15 protein-coding genes are annotated in these 15,940 nt (G+C 69.6%); 9 read left to right on the top strand and 6 right to left on the bottom strand.

Translation table 11 applies throughout. From position 1 onward, the window contains the following. Window positions 1–12: 12 nt before the first annotated feature. From SK803_RS24880 to SK803_RS24860, 5 genes are read right to left on the bottom strand one after another with little or no spacing between them, the layout of a single operon-like run. Window positions 13–963 (bottom strand): GNAT family N-acetyltransferase, encoded by a 951-nt coding sequence (locus tag SK803_RS24880; protein WP_319968499.1) that lies wholly within the window; start codon window positions 961–963, stop codon window positions 13–15. Then, the gene (locus tag SK803_RS24875) at window positions 960–1,955 is read right to left on the bottom strand and encodes a GNAT family N-acetyltransferase (protein ID WP_319968498.1); all 996 of its coding nucleotides are present in this window, start codon (window positions 1,953–1,955) and stop codon (window positions 960–962) included. The genes SK803_RS24880 and SK803_RS24875 overlap by 4 nt, the downstream gene beginning before the upstream one ends. A 9-nt stretch (window positions 1,956–1,964) precedes the next feature. Beyond that, window positions 1,965–2,807, bottom strand: a complete 843-nt coding sequence (locus SK803_RS24870) for a haloalkane dehalogenase (RefSeq protein WP_319968497.1) — start codon at window positions 2,805–2,807, stop codon at window positions 1,965–1,967. Window positions 2,808–2,819: 12 nt separating this feature from the next. After that, window positions 2,820–3,242, bottom strand: a complete 423-nt coding sequence (locus SK803_RS24865; protein WP_319968496.1) for a MarR family winged helix-turn-helix transcriptional regulator — start codon at window positions 3,240–3,242, stop codon at window positions 2,820–2,822. A gap of 36 nt (window positions 3,243–3,278) precedes the next feature. Next, window positions 3,279–4,064 carry an IclR family transcriptional regulator gene (locus SK803_RS24860; protein WP_319968495.1) on the bottom strand — a complete coding sequence of 262 codons (786 nt, stop codon included), beginning with the start codon at window positions 4,062–4,064 and terminating at the stop codon, window positions 3,279–3,281. Between the two features lie 113 nt (window positions 4,065–4,177). Here SK803_RS24860 and SK803_RS24855 point away from each other — a divergent pair, with 113 nt between their 5' ends. From SK803_RS24855 to SK803_RS24820, 8 genes are all read left to right on the top strand, one after another. Next, the gene (locus SK803_RS24855) at window positions 4,178–4,705 is read left to right on the top strand and encodes a SigE family RNA polymerase sigma factor (protein WP_319968494.1); all 528 of its coding nucleotides are present in this window, start codon (window positions 4,178–4,180) and stop codon (window positions 4,703–4,705) included. After that, window positions 4,702–5,661, top strand: coding sequence for a hypothetical protein (locus tag SK803_RS24850; RefSeq protein ID WP_319968493.1), 960 nt, complete (start codon window positions 4,702–4,704; stop codon window positions 5,659–5,661). The genes SK803_RS24855 and SK803_RS24850 overlap by 4 nt, the downstream gene beginning before the upstream one ends. A 78-nt stretch (window positions 5,662–5,739) precedes the next feature. Next, a complete protein-coding gene (gene hutH / locus SK803_RS24845) occupies window positions 5,740–7,248 on the top strand; it encodes a histidine ammonia-lyase (RefSeq protein WP_319968492.1) in 1,509 nt (502 codons plus the stop codon). Then, window positions 7,245–8,915, top strand: a complete 1,671-nt coding sequence (hutU, locus tag SK803_RS24840) for a urocanate hydratase (protein ID WP_319968491.1) — start codon at window positions 7,245–7,247, stop codon at window positions 8,913–8,915. Before hutH ends, hutU begins: the two co-directional genes overlap by 4 nt. A gap of 83 nt (window positions 8,916–8,998) precedes the next feature. After that, window positions 8,999–10,168 (top strand): allantoate amidohydrolase, encoded by a 1,170-nt coding sequence (locus tag SK803_RS24835; protein ID WP_319968490.1) that lies wholly within the window; start codon window positions 8,999–9,001, stop codon window positions 10,166–10,168. Next, on the top strand, window positions 10,165–11,442 hold the full coding sequence (locus SK803_RS24830; RefSeq protein WP_319968489.1) for a formimidoylglutamate deiminase: 1,278 nt from the start codon (window positions 10,165–10,167) through the stop codon (window positions 11,440–11,442). Before SK803_RS24835 ends, SK803_RS24830 begins: the two co-directional genes overlap by 4 nt. After that, window positions 11,439–12,572 (top strand): imidazolonepropionase, encoded by a 1,134-nt coding sequence (gene hutI, locus SK803_RS24825; RefSeq protein ID WP_319968488.1) that lies wholly within the window; start codon window positions 11,439–11,441, stop codon window positions 12,570–12,572. Before SK803_RS24830 ends, hutI begins: the two co-directional genes overlap by 4 nt. 66 nt (window positions 12,573–12,638) lie before the next feature. Further along, window positions 12,639–13,520 carry a hypothetical protein gene (locus SK803_RS24820; RefSeq protein ID WP_319968487.1) on the top strand — a complete coding sequence of 294 codons (882 nt, stop codon included), beginning with the start codon at window positions 12,639–12,641 and terminating at the stop codon, window positions 13,518–13,520. A 175-nt stretch (window positions 13,521–13,695) separates the two neighbouring features. Here SK803_RS24820 and SK803_RS24815 read toward each other — a convergent pair whose 3' ends face one another. After that, complete coding sequence (locus tag SK803_RS24815; protein ID WP_319968486.1) at window positions 13,696–14,829, bottom strand: S8 family peptidase; 1,134 nt, start codon at window positions 14,827–14,829, stop codon at window positions 13,696–13,698. Between the two features lie 177 nt (window positions 14,830–15,006). Between SK803_RS24815 and SK803_RS24810 the strand changes: the two genes are divergently transcribed. Then, window positions 15,007–15,891 carry a hypothetical protein gene (locus tag SK803_RS24810; protein WP_319968485.1) on the top strand — a complete coding sequence of 295 codons (885 nt, stop codon included), beginning with the start codon at window positions 15,007–15,009 and terminating at the stop codon, window positions 15,889–15,891. Window positions 15,892–15,940: the final 49 nt, after the last annotated feature.

The following is a 15,940-nucleotide window of genomic DNA, read 5'->3' as shown; positions in this document are numbered from 1 at the left end:
TGGCCCGCAGCTTCATGGCTGCAGGTCAGCGGTTTTCGCTTGTACGGCCTTGTAGATGTAGAGGTCCTGGTAGCCCAGCGAGTGGTTCACGCGGAGCATGTGCTCGTTCTCGCTGCTGGTGCGCGTGAAGATCCGTTCGACGCCGGTCAGGTTGTGCAGCATGCTCGCCTTGATCAACCGGCCCAGGCCCTTGCCGCGATGGGCGGGCAGCACGACGGTGTGCAGCTGCTCGGCCACGGTCGTGTCCACGGAATTCCGCTCCACGACCGTGACTCCTGCGACCTCGCCCTTGTGCAGCAGGAGAACGACCCACCGGTCCGCGACGGCTTCTGCCTCTGCCTGCCGGATGCTCTCGACCGTGTTGTGCGCGTCGTCGAGCGCTGTTTCGCCGAAGGGTGCGTCCGCCATCGCGTTGAGTCCCTCGACGAACGCCTCGACGAGCTCGTCCGGCGCCGCGCCGTTCCACGTGACCAGCTCGTAGCCGGGCGGCAGTGCGCCGACCTCGGGAAGTTCGCCGAGGACGAGCTTCTGCCTCGTCATGGAGGTGACGACGCGGAACCCGCGGGCGGCCGCGAACTGCTCGGCGGGAGTGCCCTCGACGACGCTCCAGGACTCGATGACGGTCTGGCCCGCCAGCAACGACCTCATGGAGCCGAGCAAGGCCGTACCGATGCCACGGCGACGGTGTTCCGGTAGCACCACGACCGTGGCGAGGGCGAGGTGCGCGTTGGCCTCGGCCTCGGAGACCTGCACCTGGACGTAGCCGATGATCGTCCCCGCCTCGCGCGCGACCATGAAGCGCGATGCCTCGAAGCCGAGCTCGTCGCGGTTCTCCCACCTGGCGACGCATGCCTCGTAGAGCGGCGGTTCTCTGCCGTCCTCCACCACCCAGGCCGCCACGACCTCGTACAGGCCGTGGCGGTCGTCCTGCGACGCCTGCGCGAAATCCAGTTCCTCGATCACGCGCTCAGCTCCTCGATCTTCGCGCTCACGGCGATCATGTCGCTGACCGTGACGTAGCCGAGCGCGTGGTTGACCCGTGCCATGTGGACGTTCTCGCCGCTGGTGCCGGTGGCGATCTCGGTGATCGCCGGCCGCTCGGACCGCGTCCAGCGGATCATGTGCGCCTTCATGCAACGGCCGAGGCCGCGACCGCGATGTGCCGGCACCACGCAGGTGTCCTGCTGGAACCCGCGCCCTGGGCGTTCGCTGTGCAGTTCGAGTTCGGTCATGCCGGCCACGGCGCCGCTGGCCTCGTGCACCGCGACGACGACTCGTTGCTCGGCGCCGCGGTCGAGGTAGTCCTGCTCGGCCTCGCGTATCCGCTCGGGCGTCCATTGCGGCAGCGGCACGTTCTGCTCGCCCATAGGCGCGTCGTGGATCGCGTTGCGTGCGGCGGCATAGGAGGAGAGCAATTCGTCGGGCGTTCGGCCCGTCCACTGCACGAGCCGGTAGCCGGGCGGGATCGGGACGTCCCAGAGCGTGCTGTCGGCCTCGGCGAGCGTCAGGGTCTGGAGGATGTTGGTGTTGACCGTCCGGAACCCGCGGTTCGAGGCCCACCGGGCGCCGTCGCTGTCCTTGGTGATCTGCCAGCCTTCGAGCTGGGTGCGGCCACGGGCCTCGACCTCGGGCAGCAGCGCCTGCAGGACGGCTGTGCCGACTCCCCGGCGCCGGGCTCGCGGGTGCACCACGATCTCCAGCAACGCCGCGTGTTCCCAGTCCGCGAAGAGCAGCTCGGCGAACCCCGCGGTCTCTCCGTCGAGGCGGGCTGACCAGCGGTGGGACGGACCGAGCCCCTGGAACGGCGTGCGCAGCCGGAAAAGGACTTCCTCGTAGGCCGGTGCGGTCCACCGCGGCCGGTCGTCCGCGTACCGGGCGGTCATCACCTCGTGGAACGCGCGGAGTTCGGCTTCGGGCGCGTGCGCTGGATCGAACTTCTCGACTGTTACCCCCATGCACCCGATCTAAGCAAGATGGTGCCGATCCGCCCAGGCGGCGATGGCGGCGGCGATCTCCTTCGGCCGGTCCTCCTGCGCGTGATGGCCGGCCTCACCCGCGGTCACCACGTCCAACGCGGCGATGTTGTCGACACACCAGGTGTGCAACTGCGGACCGATGAGCAACGTCGGTGAACCCTCGAAGGTCAACAACAGCTTCGGCATCTCCGAGGTGGCGAGCCACGCGCCGTAGGCCTCGATCCGCGGCACCAAAGCGGCCGGTTCGCCGTCGAACGGCATCTGCCGTGCCCATGCGAGCACCGGCCGCCGGCTCGCGGCATCGGGGAACGGCGCCAGATGCGCGGCCATGTCCTCCTCCGACACCGGACTCAGCACACCACCGGTGAACGCCTGCCGCACGAACCCGTCGCTCTCCAGCACGAGCTCCTCGCCGAGGCCGGGCGTGCGGAACTTCGAAACCCGTTCCTGCGCGGGCAAAGGAAGCTCGGAACCGGTCATCGGCTTCACGATCGTCTCGAAGAAGGCGATCCCGGCCACGCGCTCCGGATGCCGGGCCGCCCAGTCGAATGCCAGAGCGCCGCCCCAGTCGTGGCCGACCAGCACCACGCGGTCCAGGTCGAGCGCGTCGAACCACGCGTCGAGGTAGGAAGCGTGGTCGGCGAACGAGTAGGCGATGTCCGGCTTGCCCGAGCGGCCCATGCCGATCAGGTCCGGCGCCAGGCCACCTAACTCCGGCAGCACGTCGCGCCAGGAATGAGACGAGCCGGGGTTGCCGTGCAGGAACACGAACGGCGCGGAGCCGGACGACGAGTAGTGCATGGTCGAGTCGAGGACGGGGACAACAGGCATGACGGAACGTCCTTAGTCGAGGGGAACGGCGAGCAGGTCGACGAGCTCGCGGGAGAACGCGGCCGTGCGATCGCCCAGGGGCGCGAGCAGTCGATCGAGCAGCGAGCTGACCAGGGCGATGGCGGGCTCGACCGTCGAACGGCCGCGCGCGGTCAGTTCCAGCCGCACCGTTCGGGTGTCGACGGTGTCACGGGTGCGGGAGATCAGCCCGGACGCTTCGAGCGCGCGCGCCAGTTTCGAGACGTACAGCGGTTCGAGGCCTGCCCAGTCGGCCAGTTCGCGCTGGGAAGGGCGGTTCATGCCGTAGAGCGATGCCAGCACGACGTACTGCGCGTGCGTCAGCCCGAGGGGGTCCAACGCTCGGTCAACGGCGGTCCGCCATTTCATCGCCAAACGCCACACGAGGTGCCCAGGCGTCGCTTCCGCACTGCTCATGGCAGATACAGTACATGGATACTATGTACATGGCTACTAACCTGAGGCCGCGTGACCGCCGATCCGGGTCGTCAGCTCGTCGGCCGCCTTGCGGACCTCTTTGGCCAGCTCAGGCCACGTCTGGCCGCAGGGTGTGTCGCACACGTGCCGGAACGTCAGCGTGATGGCCGCGATCGGGCGCTCGCCGTGGTCGAACACCGGTGCCGCCACCGAGGCGAACCCCGCGGTCACGAACCCGTCCTCGACCGCCCAGCCCTGACGGCGCTCCGTTGTCAGCAGGCGGCGCAGGGCCGGCAGGTTGTGCGGTCCCCGTCCGGTCCGGTCGACGAACGACGCGACGGACGGGAACAGTGCCCTGACCTGAGCCGGAGACACGTGCGCCAGCATCGCGCGGCCCGACGCCGTCAGGTGCGCGGGCAGGCGCACGCCGACGTCGGACACGATCGTCTGCGGCTGCCGGGGTTGCTCGCGCACCAGGTAGAGGGCCTCGGCGCCGTTGAGCACACCCAGATGGGCGACCTTCTCCATCCGGTCGGCGAGCCGTCGCAGCAACGGGCGGGCCAGCCGTTCCAGCGGGTCGTGGCGCAGGTAGGCGGAGCCGAGTTCGAAGGCGGCGACGCCCAGGCCGTAGCGCTTCTCCTCGGGGAAGTGGGTCGCGAAGCCTGACTCGGTCAGCTCCGACAGCAGGTGGTAGGTCGTTGACCTGGGCAGATTAAGTTCGCGCGCCACCGACGCCGCGGAGACCGGGCCCGGCCGGCCCGCCAGCAGCCGAAGGACCGAGAGACCTCGTCGCAGCGCTGGAACGTCACTGCTGCTGCCCACACCAGTGATTTTCCCACGTGATCCAGCCCACGCCGTTCCGCCATCAGTGCACACTCAACAGAACGAGCCGTTCGTGCGTCATAGGGGTGTGACGGTTTTGAAGGGGGTCGGGATTGACACCGAGTTTCGATGACTTCGTGGCAGAACAGGTGACCCCGTTGCTGCGCTATGCCACCGTGCTCACGTGTGACCCGCACCTGGCCCAGGACGTGGTCCAGGAAGTGCTGCTGCGTGCGCAGCAGAAGTGGGATCGCATCGGTTCCGTCGACCTCCCTCACGCCTACGTCAAGCGCATGGTGACCAACGAGTACCTCTCGTGGCGCAGACGCCGGGCAGCCAAGGACGTCGCCCTCTGCATGTCGACGCTGGAGTCCGTCACCCCGCCCGTCGGAGACACGACGCACCACTACGACGAGCGGGAAGCAATGTTGCAGCGGATCGCCAAGCTGCCCCGCAAACAGCGGGCCGCGGTCGTGCTCCGCTACTACGAGAACTACGAGGACTCGGAGATCGCACAGATGCTCGGTTGTGCCGAGGGAACCGTGCGCAGCCACATCTCGCGTGCGCTGGCCACACTCCGCCTGGATCACACGCCGGAGCCCGCTGGTGTCGGGTTGCGGCTCGGGGAGGGCCTGTCGTGAACGACACCGAACAGCTCATCAAGGAGGCACTCGGCCAGTTGGCCGAACGCACTCCGCATCCGGGGCCGACGCTGAACGCCTTGCGGCGCAAGCGGAAAAGGCAACGGAACAACGTCTTCCTGATCGCCACCGCCTCCATGGCCGCCGTCGCCGTCCTGATCTTCGCGGGCGTCATCGCGAGCGACAGGTACACGCCGCCGAACACCAACGACGCGGCCGCCGCGCTCATGCCGACGAACTCGAACGGCCAGAGCGTCGCGATCAAGTACACGCCGCACTGGCTGCCCGACGGCTACGTCGAGACGTTCCGCAGCGTCGGCGACGAGACCACGCGCGTGTGGGTGCCGGCGAACATCAAGGAGAAGGACCCGACGCAGCAGACCGGCGACCCGCGCGTCAGTCTCCGCAACCTGAAGAACCTGCCTGACCTCAGCGGATGGCTGGAGACCAGCGTCCGCGGGCTGAAGGCGTGGGCGCGCACGGTCCAAGGCCAGTCGCCCACGCCCACGACCGAACTGGTGTGGCAGGCGCAGGACGTGCTGAGCGTGTCCGTTCGTGGGGAGACGAACGGAACAGACACCGCGATGCGCGTCGCCGACTCGGTGCGCGCGGACGCCAAGCTGAGCTACCTGGCGCCGTTCTCGCTGGACGGCAAACCGGCGAGCGACATCTGGGGCAGCACCCTCACCCGGTGGACGGCCCAGTGGCGCTCGGAGAAGTTCGTGGTGACCCTCGCGACCAGCGCGCCGGCCCAGACGTCCGGCACTCCGGCGAACGTGCGCGGCAAGCAGGGCGCGATCGTCCCCAGTGGTGCGCTCGTGGTGCAGGACAGCGGGCTGTGGCTCACCGTGTCGGGCGCTTCCCAGAGCACGGACAGCCTGCTCGACACGGCCAACCGGGTGTCGATGCAACACATGGACCACCCGGACACGAACTGGATCGGTCGCGGCTTGTAGCCCTGCCTGTCTGGGGTACCAGACACCATCGCGCGCTCCGGGGTCGCTGAGTTGGCCCCGGAGCGCTGTGATGTCTGCATGACACAACCGGTGGAGCTGGGTCCGAAGCCGCTGACCCTCGAGGACGTCCACGCCGTCGCCCGCGACGGTGCCCCGGTGACGATCACCGAGGCGGCCCGCGAGGCGGTCACCACCGCCCGTGGCCACATCGAAGAGCTGGCCACGGCCGAACGCCCCACCTACGGCGTCTCGACCGGGTTCGGCGCGCTCGCCGTCCGGCACATCCCGCCGGACCGCCGTGCCCAGCTGCAGCGGTCGCTGATCCGCTCGCACGCCGCCGGTTCGGGTCCCGAGGTCGAGCGCGAGGTCGTGCGCGCGCTGATGTTGCTGCGGCTGCGCACCCTCTCCACCGGGCACACCGGCGTCCGGCTGTCCACTGTGGACGCCATGGCCGGGATGCTGAACGCCGGCATCACCCCGATCGTGCACGAGTACGGCTCGCTGGGCTGCTCCGGCGACCTGGCGCCGCTCTCGGCCAGCGCGCTGGCGTTGATGGGCGAGGGCATGGTCCGCAACGCTCGGGGCGAGCTCGTCCCGGCGGCCGAGGCGCTCGCCGAGGCGGGCATCGAACCGGTGCGGCTGGCCGAGAAGGAAGGCCTCGCGCTGATCAACGGCACCGACGGCATGCTCGGCATGCTGGCGCTGGCGATCGCGGACTTCACCAGGCTGCTCGACATCGCCGACCTCACCGCCGCGATGAGCGTCGAGGCGTTGCTCGGCACCGACCGCGTCTTCGAGCCGGAGCTGCACGCGCTGCGCCCGCACCCCGGCCAGAACGTCAGTGCCGCCCGGATGCTCGCGTTCATGCGCGGTTCCGAGATCGTCGCCTCGCACCGCGGCCCCGACTGCACCCGCGTGCAGGACGCGTACTCGCTGCGTTGCTCCCCGCAGGTGCACGGCGCGGCGCGCGACACGGTGGCGTACGCGGCGACGGTGGCCGACCGCGAGCTGTCGTCGGTGATCGACAACCCGGTGGTGCTGGCGGACGGCAGGGTCGAGTCGAACGGCAACTTCCACGGCGCACCGGTCGCCTACGCGCTGGACTTCCTCGCCATCCCGCTCGCGGACGTGGCGTCCATCGCCGAGCGCCGCACCGACCGCATGCTCGACGTCTCGCGTTCGCACGGCCTCCCGCCGTTCCTCGCCGACGACCCCGGCGTCGACTCCGGCCACATGATCGCCCAGTACACCCAGGCGGCGATCGTGTCCGAGCTCAAGCGCCTGGCCGTGCCGGCGTCCGTCGACTCGATCCCGTCCTCCGCGATGCAGGAGGACCACGTGTCGATGGGCTGGTCCGCCGCCCGCAAGCTGCGCAAGGCCGTGGACGGACTCACGACCGTGCTGGCCATCGAACTGCTCACCGCCGCGCGGGCACTCGACCTGCGCGCGCCCCTCAAGCCCGCCCCCGCGACGGCCGCCGCCGTGGCGAAGTTGCGCGAGACGGTCGCCGGACCCGGTCCGGACCGCCACCTCGCCCCCGAGATCGCCGCCGCCGAGGCCCTGATTCGAAGTGGAGCTCTTCAGTGAAAGACGCCGCAAACGTTGTTCGAGCTGACCGTGGCACCGAACTGACCGCGAAGAACTGGTCGACTGAAGCCGCCCTGCGGATGTTCCACAACAACCTCGACCCGGACGTCGCCGAGCGCCCGGAGGACCTCGTCGTCTACGGCGGCACCGGCAAGGCCGCACGCGACTGGCCGTCGTTCGACGCGATCTCCCGCGAGCTCAAGAACCTGGAGGCCGACGAGACGCTGCTGGTGCAGTCGGGCCGTCCGGTCGGTGTCATGCGCACGAACGAGTGGGCGCCGCGCGTGCTCATCGCGAACTCGAACCTCGTGCCGGACTGGGCGAACTGGCCCGAGTTCCGCCGCCTGGAGGCCGAGGGCCTCACGATGTACGGGCAGATGACGGCCGGTTCGTGGATCTACATCGGCACCCAGGGCATCCTGCAGGGCACCTTCGAGACGTTCGCCGCCATTGCCACCAAGCGCTTCAACGGCACGCTGCGCGGAACGCTGACGGTGACCGCGGGCCTCGGTGGCATGGGTGGCGCGCAGCCGCTCGCCGTGACGATGAACGAGGGCGTCGCGCTCTGCGTCGAGGTCGACCCGCACCGCGCCCAGCGTCGCCTGGAGACCCGCTACCTCGACGAGATCGCGGACGACCTGGACTCGGCGATCGAGCGCGTGCTGGCCGCGAAGGCCGCCGGTGAGGCCGTTTCCGTCGGTGTCGTGGGCAACGCGGCAGAGATTCTGCCCGAGCTGCTGCGCCGCGAGGTCGCCGTCGACATCGTGACGGACCAGACCTCCGCGCACGACCCGTTGGCGTACCTGCCGGTCGGTGTGGCTTTGGAGGACTGGGCGTCCTACGCCGCCGCGAAGCCGGAGGAGTTCACCGACCGGGCGCGGGCGTCGATGGCCGCGCACGTCGAGGCGATGGTCGGCTTCATGGACCGCGGCGCCGAGGTGTTCGACTACGGCAACTCGATCCGCGGCGAGGCCCAGCTCGGCGGCTACGACCGCGCGTTCGCCTTCCCCGGCTTCGTGCCCGCGTACATCCGGCCGCTGTTCTGCGAGGGCAAGGGCCCGTTCCGCTGGGCGGCGCTGTCCGGCGACCCGGCCGACATCGCCAAGACCGACGCCGCGATCCTGGAGCTGTTCCCGGAGAACGAGCAGCTCCACCGGTGGATCAAGATGGCGGGTGAGCGCGTCGAGTTCCAGGGCCTGCCCGCTCGCATCTGCTGGCTCGGCTACGGCGAACGGCACCTCGCGGGCCTGAAGTTCAACGAGATGGTGGCGTCCGGCGAGCTGTCCGCGCCGATCGTCATCGGCCGCGACCACCTCGACTGCGGCTCGGTGGCCTCCCCGTACCGCGAGACCGAGGCGATGGCCGACGGCTCCGACGCGATCGCCGACTGGCCGCTGCTCAACGCGCTGGTCAACACGGCCTCGGGTGCGACGTGGGTCTCGATCCACCACGGTGGTGGGGTGGGCATCGGCCGCTCGATCCACGCCGGGCAGGTGACGGTGGCGGACGGCACCGAGCTCGCCGCGCAGAAGATCGAGCGCGTGCTGACCAACGACCCCGGGATGGGCGTCATCCGGCACGTGGACGCCGGGTACGACGAGGCCAAGACCGTGGCCGCCGAGAAGGGCGTACCCATCCCAATGCTGCACAGTCCGATGGAGGGCTGAAAATTGTCAGACCTCGCTGGGAGAATTGAATTCGGGGGTCCCCTGGGAGGGGACGCCTGCGTGAGCTTGCCGGTGGTGGCGTGATGCTGGAGCAGATCAGCGACGTCGGCCGCGACCTCAAGCGCGGCGGTTACTCCCGTCACGGCTACAACAAGCCGGAACTCGAGCTCCGCCACTGGTTCGTCGAGCAGGCCGTCAAGCGCGGCCTGAACGTCGAGACCGACCAGAACGGCAACCTCTGGGCCTGGTGGGGCGAGCGCGGCGAGAACGCGCTCATCACCGGCAGCCACCTCGACTCGGTGCCCGGCGGCGGCGCGTTCGACGGCCCGCTCGGGGTGACCAGTTCGCTGCAGGCCGTGGACCTCCTGCAGGCCAAGGGGTTCAAGCCCGCGCGGCCGTTCGCCATCACCGTCTTCGCGGAGGAGGAGGGTGGCCGGTTCGGTGTGGCCTGCCTGGGCTCCCGCCTGCTGACCGGCGCCATCTCCCCGGAGAAGGCGTTGAACCTCAAGGACCCGGACGGCATCACGCTGGCCGAGGCGATGAAGGCCGCCGGCTACAACCCGGACCTGGTCGGCAGGGACGAGCGCGCGCTCAGGCGGATCGGTCAGTTCGTCGAGCTGCACGTCGAACAGGGCCGCGGCCTGACGGTTCCGGTCGGCGTGGCGTCCAGCATCCTGGCGCACGGCCGGTGGCGCTTCACGTTCGCCGGCGAGGGCAACCACGCCGGTGCGACGCTGATCGAGGACCGCCGCGACCCGATGCTCCCGGCATCACAACTCGTCCTGGCAGCGCGAAAGGCTGCCAGGGACGGCGGGCGTGCCACCGTGGGAAGGCTCGTCCCCAACCCCGGCGGCACCAACGTCATCGCGTCCACCGTGGACGTCTGGCTCGACGCGCGGGACAGCGACGACGCGCGCACCCGTGCGATGGTCGCGGAGATCTCCGAGGCGGCTCACCAGGCAGCGAAGGAGGAAGGCTGCGAACTGCGGATCACCGAGGAGTCGTACGGCGACACGGTGCACTTCGACGCGCGGCTGCGTGACGACATCGCGGGCGCGCTCGGTGGCGTTCCGGCGTTGCCGACCGGTGCGGGCCACGACGCGGGCATCCTCGCCGAGCACGTGCCGACGGCGATGTTGTTCGTGCGCAACCCGACCGGCGTGAGCCACGCGCCGGAGGAGTTCGCCGAGCAGGCCGACGTCGACGAAGGCGTCAAAGCACTGGCCGCGACGATCGAACACCTCGGCTCATGAACTTCTGGTGCGAGCGGGCCTGGTTGCCCGGCGGGCTCGCCGAACGCGTGCTGATCCGGGTCGAGAACGGCGTGATCGCGAACGTGTCCACAGTGGACACTATTCCGCTGGGTGTGCGCAGGCTGTACGGCGTGGTCGTGCCGGGCTTCGCGAACGCCCACTCGCACGCGTTCCACCGCGCGCTCAGAGGGCGCACGCACGACGGCGGTGGGACGTTCTGGACGTGGCGCGAAGGCATGTACGCGCTGGCGTCCAAGCTGACGCCGCAGTCCTACTACCGCCTCGCCCGCGCGGTCTACGGCGAGATGGCGCTCGCCGGCGTCTCGAGCGTCGGAGAGTTCCACTACGTGCACGACAGGTCGAACGAGTTCGGGTACGCCCTGCGGGAAGCCGCGAAGGACGCGGGAATCCGTCTCACCCTGCTCGACACCTGCTACCTCGCGGGCGGCATCGACCAGCCGCTCAACGAGGTCCAGCAACGCTTCTCGGACGGCACCGCCGAGGCGTGGGCGAGCCGGGTGGCCGAACTCAAGTCCGACGACGTGATGCGCGTCGGCGCCGCGATCCACTCCGTCCGCGCGGTCCCGCGAGCTGAGCTCTCCGTGGTGGCGCAGGCGTTTCCGGACGCTCCGCTGCACATCCACCTCTCCGAGCAACCGGCGGAGAACGAGGCCTGCCTCGCGGCTCACGGCCTCACCCCGACCGGCCTGCTCCAGGAATCCGGTGCCCTCTCACCGCGCACCACGGCCGTGCACGCCACGCACCTGACGCCCGAGGACATCGCAACACTCGGCGGCACGGGCACGGGCGCGTGCTTCTGCCCGACCACCGAGGCCGATCTCGCCGACGGCATCGGGCCGGCGCGCGAACTGGCCGACGCGGGCAGCCCGTTGTCGCTGGGCAGCGACCAGCACGCGGTGATCGACCCGTTGCTGGAAACCCGCGCGCTGGAGCACAACGAACGCCTCCGCACCGGTCAGCGCGGCCGCTTCTCGCCGCAAGAACTGCTGCAGGCCGCCACTCGCCACGACGCACTGGGCTGGCCACAGGCGGGTCGCATCGAACCGGGCCAGGCCTGCGACCTCGTGGCGATCAGCTGCTCGACGCCGCGCACCGCGGGTTCGTTGCCGCAGCAGGTTTTCCTGTCGGCGACGGCGTCCGATGTGGACACCGTGGTGGTCGGCGGCCGGGTGGTCGCCAGTGGTGGTGTGCACGAGACTTTGGGAGACGTCGGCAGGCTGCTGGCGGACGCGATCGAGGAGCTGTGGGCATGAGCGTGCTGATCACCGGCATCGGCGAGCTGACGACGAACAGCGAGGCCACCGGCGACGCGCTGATCATCGACGGCGAGCAGATCGCGTGGGTGGGTCAGGCGTCAGATGCCCCGGCGGCGGACTCGAAGGTCGACGTCGAGGGACGCGCCGTGCTGCCCGGCTGGGTCGACAGCCACACGCACCTGGTGTTCGCGGGCGACCGCACCGCGGAGTTCGGCGCGCGCATGGCCGGCAAGCCCTACACCGCGGGTGGCATCGCGGTGACGGTCAACGCGACCCGGCAGGCCACCGACGCCGAGCTGTCCGAGGTCGTCCGCAGGCACGTCGCCGAGGCGCTGAAGCAGGGCACGACGTTCGTGGAGACCAAGACCGGCTACGGCCTGAACGTCCCGGACGAGGTCCGGAGTGCCCGCATCGCCGCCGAGCACGCCGACGAGGTGACGTTCCTCGGTGCCCACCTCGTCCCGCCCGGCGAGGACGCCGACACCTACGTCGACCTGGTCCGCGGCGAGATGCTCGACGCCGTCGCGCCCCTCGTGCGCTGGGCCGACGTGTTCTGCGAGAAGGGCGCCTTCGACTACGGCCAGTCGAAGGCCGTGCTCGTGGCGGCCCAGGAGAAGGGACTCGGCCTGCGCGTTCACGGCAACCAGCTCGGCGAGGGCCCCGGCGTGCGGCTGGCCGTGGAGCTCGGTGCCGCCTCGGTCGACCACTGCACCTACCTGTCGCAGGACGACGTCGACGCGCTGGCGTCGTCGGACACGGTCGCCACGCTGCTCCCCGCGTGCGACCTCTCGACCCGTCAGTCCCTGCCACCGGCCCGCGCGCTGCTGGACGCTGGTGCCACGGTCGCGCTGGCCAGCAACTGCAACCCCGGCTCGTCCTACACGTCGTCGATGGCGTTCTGCGTGACGACAGCGGTCCTGCAGATGCGGATGAGCGTGGAAGAAGCCGTGTGGTCGGCGACGGCGGGTGGCGCGCAAGCCTTGCGGAGGGATGACGTCGGGGTGATCCGGCCTGGTGCGCGCGCAGATCTGCACGTGCTGGACGCACCGTCGATCACGCACCTGGCGTATCGCCCAGGGGTCCCGTTGACCTACTCGGTGTGGCGTCGGGGCGAACGAACCAATTGAGACCGGCGTCTCATTACCCTTCGTGTGGGCCTACTGGCGGAGGGTTCGGCACCGTACGGTGGCACCGTGGTGGATTTCGCCGAGGCCCTGACGAAAGCCGTCGACAACAGCGGCCTCAGTCTCGAACGCATCCAGCACCACCTGGCCGCCCGCGGCATGCAGGTGAGCATCTCGACGCTCAGCTACTGGCGCCGCGGCCGCAGCCGTCCGGAACGCCCCGAGTCGCTGAAGGTCGTCGCGGCGCTGGAGGAACTGCTCGATCTCGGGGAAGGGTTTCTCACCGACCGGCTCGGCGACAAGCGGCCACGAGGACGCTGGGTCGGGCAGTCGATGTCCCTCGAGGACATGTGGGACTCCCGCGCCACCGATCTCGGCGAGGTCATGGCGCGGATCGACCGGCTGCAACCGACCGCGTCGACGTACCTCAGCGTGCAGGACCGGCAGGTGATCGGGCCGGACCGCCGTGAGGTCCTGAACCACTGCACCGGCGTCGTCCAGGCGCTGGAGGACGGGGTCGACAGGTTCCTGGCCATCCAGCTGGCCGATGCCACCGACCTCGGCGTGCCGACGATCGAGGCGGGGCCGCCGTGCCGGCTCGGCAGGGTCCGCAGTGAGGACTCCACCGGGTTCCTCGTCGCGGAGATCCTCTTCGACCGGATGCTCAGAGCGGGGGAGACGGCCCTCGTCGACTACACGGTCCGGATGAAACCCGGTGCGGACAGCGAGGTCTGCGACCGGCGGTTCCTGCGGCCGGTGGGCGAGTACACGCTGCAGATCGACTTCCACCCGGACGCGGTGCCGGCGCGGTGCTACGAGTTCGCCCGGCCGTCGCTGCACGAACCGGAGACCGCGCTGAACGACCTGTGGATCGGGACGACCGCGTCGACGCACATCCACGTGCGGAACTCGAAGCCCGGAATCTACGGAGTGCGGTGGGAGTGGGAGTAGCCGCTACTCCCACTCCCCACCGCAAGCGCCCCCAGTCGATCGATGCTTCCGGCCGAGCCGCATTCGGCCTGGGCATCGAGGGCGCCAGGATGGCCGTCGCCGCCGCAGGGGAGCGGCGACGGCAGGCTTTCCTAGACCTTCAGCAGCAGGTTCGGTGAACCCGTCTTGATGTCGGTCAGAGCTTGTTCGGCGTGGCCGCGCCGACGAGCGCACCGCGCACCTGGTCGGGTGTCGCGTTCGGGTTCGCGCTCAGGTAGAGCGCGGCCGCACCCGCGACGTGCGGTGAGGCCATCGACGTGCCGCCCATGGACCGCGTGCCGGTGTCGTTGCTGTGCGAGGCGGAGACGATGTCGCTACCGGGCGCCCAGATGTCCAGGCACTTGCCGTGGTTCGACGAGCCCGCCGACCAGATCGACCGCTTGTCGGCGCGGTCGGACGCACCGACCGTGATCGCCTCCGGCGTGCGGGCCGGGGTGAAGTTGCACGCGTCCTGGCCGCTGTTGCCGCCCGCCAGCACGTAGGTGAAGCCCGCGGTGATCGACCGCTTCACGGCGTTCTCCAGCGAGCTGTTCGTGCCGCTGCCACCCAGGCTCATGTTGACGACGGCCGGCTTCTTGCCGTTCGCCGTCACCCAGTCGATGCCGCGGATGATGCCGTCCCACGCGCCGCTGCCGTTGCAGTCGAGCACGCGGACGCCGACGACCCTGGCCTTCTTCGCGACGCCGTAAGTCTTGCCCGCGATCGTGCCGGCGACGTGCGAGCCGTGGCCCTGGCAGTCCTGCGCGACGGCGTCGTTGTCGATGAAGTCGTAACCGTCGGAAGCGCGGCCCTCGAATTCGGAATGCGTTTTCCTGATTCCGGTGTCAAGAACGTACGTCGTCACGTTCGACGCGGTGTTCGGGTAGGTGTAGGACTGGTTGAGCGGCAGGTTCGCCTGGTCGATCCGGTCGAGTCCCCAGGTCGGGTTCGACTGGGTCTCCTGGATGGTGGCGAAGGTGTTGCGCTCGACGAATTCGACATCGGGGTCGGCCGCGAGCCGCCGTGCCTGTCGTTCGGACATCCCGGTGACCGAGAAGCCGTGCAGTGCGGTGCTGTACGTGTGCTTGAGAAAGCCCTGGTAGCGGGACGCCAACGCGCTGGCAGGGGTGCGCGCTCCGTCCTTCAGCACCACGATGTAGCTGCCCTCGACCGCCTGCGCGCCCGCACCGGGCAGCACTGCTTCCTCAGCGATCGCGGTGGGCGTCAGCATCGCCGTGGAAGCAATGCTGAATGCCGCCGCAATGGCGACATGACGCCGTAGTGGTGCCATCGGTTCCTCCTGGCAGGGAATGAACTGGGGAACACCAATAAACTAACGTGAGTTGTGCTCCGGATAACAGGTTCGAAACTTCAGTTCTCAATACTGTCAAAACTGTGGCGAACCCCGGTTTTGTGCACTCGCCGTGCTGGGCGAGCCGGTTTCGATCACGGGCCGTAGCATTCCTCCATGCGGGAATTCGCCGAGGCACTGGCCAAGGCCGTGGAGGCGAGTGGCCTCAGTCTGGAGCGGATCCAGCACCACCTGGAACTGCGCGGCGTGCAGGTGAGCCTGTCGACGCTGAGCTACTGGCGCCGTGGCCGCAGCCGTCCGGAACGGCCGGAGTCGCTGCACGCCGTTGCTGTGCTCGAAGAGGTGCTGCGGCTGGCACCGGGGGAGCTGACCGGGCAGCTCGGTGACAAGCGGCCGCGCGGCCGCTGGATCGAACGGGCCGCCGCGTTGGAGGGGATCTGGCAGGAGGCCGCCATCGACCTCGGCCGCGCCATCGCCCGCGTGGACCGCCTCACCGCGGCTCCAGCGAAGTACCTCGTCGTACGGGACCTGACCGTGATCGGTCCCGATCGGAGGGAGGTCGAGATGCGGACCAGTTCGGTGATCGAGGCGTTCGAGGACGGCGTCGACCGGATCCTCGTGGCGAAGACCGCCGACGAGACCGACCGCTCTCCCGGCGAGATCGTCGCGCAGAAGTCGTGCCGCGTCGGCCGGGTGCGCAGGGACGACGACCACAAGCTGATCGTCGCCGAGGTCATCCTCGACCGGGTGCTGCGTGCGGGGGACACCGCGCTCGTGGACGTGCGGATGATCTCCGACCCCGGTGCGGACAGCGTCTCGGCGGACCGCACGTTCGTCCGCGCGCTGCGCGAGTACGTGCTGGAGGTCGAGTTCCACCCCGACGCGGTGCCCGTGCGGTGCCACAGCTTCAGCCGGTCCGAGCCGGGCGCACCCGATGTCGACACAGGTGAGCTGTGGATCGGCACCACGGCCTCCACTCACCTCGTCGTCCGCGAAGCCCAGGCGGGTTACGTCTACGGCATCAAGTGGGAGTGGGAGTAGCGGCCCTCGCTCGCTACTCCCACGGCTGCACTTCGAGGGTTCCGTTCCC

The organism is Lentzea miocenica (genome assembly GCF_033949945.1).
Taxonomy (GTDB): domain Bacteria; phylum Actinomycetota; class Actinomycetes; order Mycobacteriales; family Pseudonocardiaceae; genus Lentzea; species Lentzea miocenica.
Note: the sequence above shows the minus strand (reverse complement) of the source record. Positions and strands in the feature narration are given on the sequence as shown.